The sequence below is a fragment of the Legionella sp. km772 genome (genome assembly GCF_003989735.1).
In the GTDB taxonomy this organism is placed as follows: domain Bacteria; phylum Pseudomonadota; class Gammaproteobacteria; order Legionellales; family Legionellaceae; genus Legionella.
The window spans coordinates 1-4,586 of the sequence record NZ_RZGQ01000201.1; the positions used below are offsets into that span (position 1 = coordinate 1).

The following is a 4,586-nucleotide window of genomic DNA, read 5'->3' on the forward strand; positions in this document are numbered from 1 at the left end:
TCTTTCAAAGCGCCCACACAGTTTGTCTTCTATCTTCTTAATGAACTTTGCCCCGAAGGCGTGCTGCGTATTCTACGGATTTCCCTTCCTATGTCAAACACTTTTTTCATTTTTTTTCATTTATTTTGTTTTTTCTTGAGGTGTATATTAAGGTATAAATTAATGTTTAATAATTTGATACTCAAGCAATAAAACGAATCCAAAGCTCAAAATACACACAGGACATTTGTGTTCTTTAATTTAGTCTTAAAAACCAAACCAAGTTATCATCCCAAATTTTATTCACCTCCCTCTAGAAATTTTCTCATTTATTTGTTAATCTCCTTCACTCAACTATGGTGGCTGTATTGGTCCCCTCGCGGCGATAGATTGTGAACCCCGTCAGGCCCGGAAGGGAGCAGCGGTAACAGTCGATTCGAGCGCCGAGGTGTGGCTCTTACAGCCGCCACCCAATTTAGTGATGCTACGTATGACATACCTGGCTCTAGCCCGTAAATGGCGACCACGAATATTTTCTCAATTAATCGGTCAAGAACACGTCAGCAAACCCCTAATTAATGCCTTGAATCAACAAAGACTGCATCATGCCTATTTATTTACCGGTACACGTGGTGTAGGTAAAACAAGTGTTGCGCGTATTCTAGCTAAGGCATTAAATTGCGACCAAGGAATCACTGCTCAACCTTGTTTATCTTGCGATGCATGCCAGGCTATTGAGCAAGGTCGATTTATAGATCTGATTGAAATCGATGGTGCATCCAAAACGAGAGTTGAAGACACTCGGGATGTATTGGACAATGTACAATATGCACCCACTAATGGCCGCTTCAAAATTTATCTAATTGATGAGGTACATATGCTCTCGCAGCATAGTTTTAACGCCTTATTAAAGACCTTAGAAGAGCCCCCCCTTCATGTGAAATTTATTCTAGCGACCACTGATCCGCAAAAGCTACCGGTCACAGTGTTATCGCGCTGCTTGCAATTTAATCTGCGCCATATTGCTGCTGAATTGATCCAGACGCATTTGCAATTTATTTTAAATGAAGAGCAATTTGGTTTTGAGGACGAGGCCCTGGCCATCCTCGCTCATGCGGCGCAAGGAAGCATGAGAGATGCGCTGAGCTTATTAGACCAAGCAATAACGGGCTGTGATACTCGCCTACTTACCCAAGAGGTAAAAAGGATTTTAGGTTATACCCAGCAAGATTATGCTTTACAACTTCTGCAAGCTTTAGCGCAACAAAATGCTGCCCAGCTACTTTTACTTAGTCAACAAATAGTCACTGAAGGTGGGCATTTTCATTATGTTCTTGATAACATTCTCGATTACCTGCATCAGATCTGTATTTATCAAAACGTCGGGGAAGCTAATCCCCTACTTAAAGCCCGTCCAGAACTGATTCAATTGGCGGCCCAATTTTCTGCAGAAGATGTTCAATTATTTTATCATATAGCGATAAAAGGTCGCGAAGAAATAAGCCTCGCCCCGACCCTTATGATTGGTTTTAACATGACGCTATTACGTATGTTGACCTTTAGACCAGCAGCAAAGGCATCTACACCGACCTTAGCTTATAGCTATCAACCTGCTGTGCCTAGCGATGGAGGGGCGATAGATACGGTTCGAGCACATGAGGTGGCAGCGCCCACCATTGCACCGATAATCGAGTCCACTAGTGAAGCTGTTTATCCTACTGAGAATCTAACCCCTGAAGCTAGCTTTGCAGCAGAAGTGGCGCTCCCAACAATCGCGGTTGATGCACCTCTGCCTCAAATAGAACTTTGTAGCAGCAATTGGCCCACTATTGTTTCTCAACTTAAATTAACTGGTCTTGCTCTTAATGCCCTAGACAATGCGGAATTTTTAAACAAAGAAGACAAAATCATTTCCTTACGAGTTGCGCGGGGACACCAATCCTTATTTAGCCCTACAGCTATTACAAAAATTGAATCTGCATTAAGTGAGTATTTCAATTCTTCACTTAAAATCAAGCTGCATGCTGAAGAGCAAATAGTGGCATCACCAGCTCAGCATAAGGAAAAACTTATCCATGCGAAACAGCAAAAAGCGTCCTTAGCCTTAGATAATGATGTTGTATTTCAACAATTACAAAAAGAATTTTCCGCAGAGTTGGTCAAAAATTCTATTGTTGCATTAAAAGATGACTTATAATATTAACTGATCCTAAATAAACGAGGTAATAATGGATATTAATCAAAATCTTGGTAATTTAATGAAAGAAGCGCAAAAAATGCAACAACGTATGCAAGAAGCGCAACAGCAGTTAAGTGAACTGGTGGTTACTGGTGAAGCCGGTGGTGGAATGGTCACCATTAAAATGAATGGCCGACATGATGTGACGGAAGTAAAAATCAAACCATCTTTAATTGATGAAGACGTTGAAATGTTAGAAGACTTAGTCGCTGCGGCTATTAATGATGCGGTACGCAAAATTGAGAAAGTCTCAAAAGAAAAAATCACCCAATTAACTGCTGGCTTGAACATTCCAACTGATTTAATGGGCGATCGCGAGAAGGAATAATACGCCTACTATGGATACTTTAAATCAACTGGTAGAGGCTCTTCGTTGTCTGCCAGGTGTAGGTCCCAAATCAGCACAAAGAATGGTATTCCATTTATTGCACAAGCAAAGACAGCGAGGCTTGCACCTCGCTGCTTGCCTAGAACGGGCCATGACTACTATTAGTCATTGTGAGCAGTGCAATAATTATACTGAGCATTCCCTATGTGTTTTATGCCAAAACAAGAATAGGAATCAGGAACTACTTTGTGTAGTTGAAAATCCTGCCGATGTCTTCGCCATAGAGCAAAGCCACGCCTTTCAGGGTTATTATTTTGTCCTTATGGGAAAAATCTCCCCTCTCGATGGTTTAGGTCCAGAGGATATAGGTCTACCCCGACTTAAAAAATTAGTTAAAGAGCGAATGATAAAAGAAGTGATTCTGGCTTTAAGCCCCAGTGTTGAGGGACAAACTACTGCTCATTTTATCCACCAGTTATTGCATGAACAAGCAATCCATATTAGCCAATTAGCACATGGCATTCCTTCCGGTGGTGAGCTAGAATTTTTAGATGGAAACACAATAAGCAGTGCTTTAAAAAACAGAGCCTTAATGAATGCATAAAGAGTACATTAAAAGATTTAGCTCATTCTTTTTATTTATCGTCGTTTTTTGGGTAAGTTATAGCACTGCTCATGCCTCCTATTATAAAAGTTTATGGCCACGATGGCAGATTAATAATCCTTTATCGAAGGCCGTTATCCCTCATGCTAAATGGCAAGAGTTTTTAGATCGTCATTTAATCACCAATGAAGAGAAAATTAATTTACTTGATTACGCCAATGTAGATCAAAAAGATTATGATTTGTTAAAAAGTTATCTCAAAGAAATGTCTGAGATCGATATCGATAATTATAATAGACAAGAGCAATTAGCCTATTGGATTAATCTATATAATGCCCTTACCGTGCAAACAGTGGCTGATTATTATCCGATCGCAAACGTTCAAGAAATCCGCATTTCACCGGGCTTATTTAGTGTAGGACCTTGGGGAGCAAACCTCATCACCATCAAAAACACGCCCCTCTCTCTTGATGATATTAATAATCGCATCATCCGTCCCATCTGGAATGATCAACGGACTCACTACACCTTAAATAATGCCACTATTGGCGCGCCCAATCTTAGCAAGCAAGCCTATCAAGGTGCGGCTATAGAAACCCAACTAAACGAGGCCGCATTCATTTACATCAATTCCTTAAGAGGCGTACAAGTCATAGAGGGAAAATTAATTATATCGAAGATCTATGATTGGTATGAAGAAGATTTCGGCGGGACAAAGCAAGACGTCATTAAGCATTTGCGACTCTTTGCAAGAGAGCCTTTATTGAGCCAATTAAACCACGTTAATAGTATTGATAGCTATATCTACAATTGGCATATCAATAGCCCCCCACCCTAAGCTAACGCTCGTGCTTTAGATGAAACAGCCGGTGTGAGGCTTAGCAAAAAACACCCAAACTGCTGGTTCATTAAATACTGCTCAGAGCTTGCTTGTGCTAATTTGCAATAAGAAGCGCTTTTTATTTCTGCAAAACGCCCCCTCACCAATAACTAATTTTCCATATTCAAGAATAACTGCTCTATTTTAGGGTGCCTTTGCTTAACTTCGGAACCATAAATTTCAACTATTCTCAATATCGCTTGGCGGTTGCGTTTTCTAATTTCAAATTCTTTCGCTGGTAATTCATAGTGGTAAGCATTAGTTAAGATAGCCCTATCCCTTAATGCAACTCGTAAAGCATCCATAATGGCTTGAAGGATAGATATACATTCGGTCATCATTTGTTGCTTTGCTTCTGTTAATGCAGGAAGCCAAGGACATAAGCTGGGGTGATCTACAGCAAAGCGCAGTGAATAGAGCAAATAGCAGGTATCTTTATTACTCATGTTACGCACGGTCAATTTTAAGCTGCCATATTTTTAAGCTCCTGCCAAGCAATCTGGTTCGCTCTAAGAATCAATTTGTACTTAATAGCAAAGTGATTTAAATGAGTTTT

6 protein-coding genes and 1 other RNA gene are annotated in these 4,586 nt (G+C 40.3%); 6 read left to right on the forward strand and 1 reads right to left on the reverse strand.

Annotated features, from left to right (window positions below):
- Window positions 1-345: 345 nt before the first annotated feature.
- The 5 genes from ffs to ELY15_RS13630 all read left to right on the forward strand — a co-directional run bounded on the left by ffs (window position 346) and on the right by ELY15_RS13630 (window position 3,988).
- Window positions 346-442: signal recognition particle sRNA small type (gene ffs / locus ELY15_RS13610), an RNA gene on the forward strand.
- Window positions 443-469: 27 nt separating this feature from the next.
- Window positions 470-2,176 (forward strand): DNA polymerase III subunit gamma/tau, encoded by a 1,707-nt coding sequence (gene dnaX, locus ELY15_RS13615; RefSeq protein ID WP_127100955.1) that lies wholly within the window; start codon window positions 470-472, stop codon window positions 2,174-2,176.
- Between the two features lie 31 nt (window positions 2,177-2,207).
- On the forward strand, window positions 2,208-2,546 hold the full coding sequence (locus ELY15_RS13620) for a YbaB/EbfC family nucleoid-associated protein (RefSeq protein WP_127100957.1): 339 nt from the start codon (window positions 2,208-2,210) through the stop codon (window positions 2,544-2,546).
- A gap of 10 nt (window positions 2,547-2,556) precedes the next feature.
- A complete protein-coding gene (recR, locus tag ELY15_RS13625; RefSeq protein ID WP_127100959.1) occupies window positions 2,557-3,150 on the forward strand; it encodes a recombination mediator RecR in 594 nt (197 codons plus the stop codon).
- A complete protein-coding gene (locus ELY15_RS13630) occupies window positions 3,143-3,988 on the forward strand; it encodes a DUF547 domain-containing protein (RefSeq protein ID WP_127100961.1) in 846 nt (281 codons plus the stop codon). Before recR ends, ELY15_RS13630 begins: the two co-directional genes overlap by 8 nt.
- Before the next feature lie 152 nt (window positions 3,989-4,140).
- On the opposite strand, the gene ELY15_RS13635 is transcribed toward ELY15_RS13630, so the two are convergent.
- Window positions 4,141-4,371: a hypothetical protein gene (locus ELY15_RS13635; RefSeq protein WP_233586771.1), complete on the reverse strand. Its 231-nt coding sequence runs from the start codon at window positions 4,369-4,371 to the stop codon at window positions 4,141-4,143.
- 20 nt (window positions 4,372-4,391) lie between these two features.
- On the opposite strand from ELY15_RS13635, the gene ELY15_RS16255 reads away from it, so the two are divergent.
- Complete coding sequence (locus ELY15_RS16255) at window positions 4,392-4,577, forward strand: hypothetical protein (protein ID WP_233586774.1); 186 nt, start codon at window positions 4,392-4,394, stop codon at window positions 4,575-4,577.
- Window positions 4,578-4,586: the final 9 nt, after the last annotated feature.

Coding starts and splice junctions, on each gene's coding strand:
- dnaX (WP_127100955.1), top strand. CDS start 470: ATGACATACCTGGCTCTAGCCCGTAAATGGCGACCACGAATATTTTCT.
- ELY15_RS13620 (WP_127100957.1), top strand. CDS start 2,208: ATGGATATTAATCAAAATCTTGGTAATTTAATGAAAGAAGCGCAAAAA.
- recR (WP_127100959.1), top strand. CDS start 2,557: ATGGATACTTTAAATCAACTGGTAGAGGCTCTTCGTTGTCTGCCAGGT.
- ELY15_RS13630 (WP_127100961.1), top strand. CDS start 3,143: ATGCATAAAGAGTACATTAAAAGATTTAGCTCATTCTTTTTATTTATC.
- ELY15_RS13635 (WP_233586771.1), bottom strand. CDS start 4,371: ATGATGACCGAATGTATATCTATCCTTCAAGCCATTATGGATGCTTTA.
- ELY15_RS16255 (WP_233586774.1), top strand. CDS start 4,392: ATGCAGGAAGCCAAGGACATAAGCTGGGGTGATCTACAGCAAAGCGCA.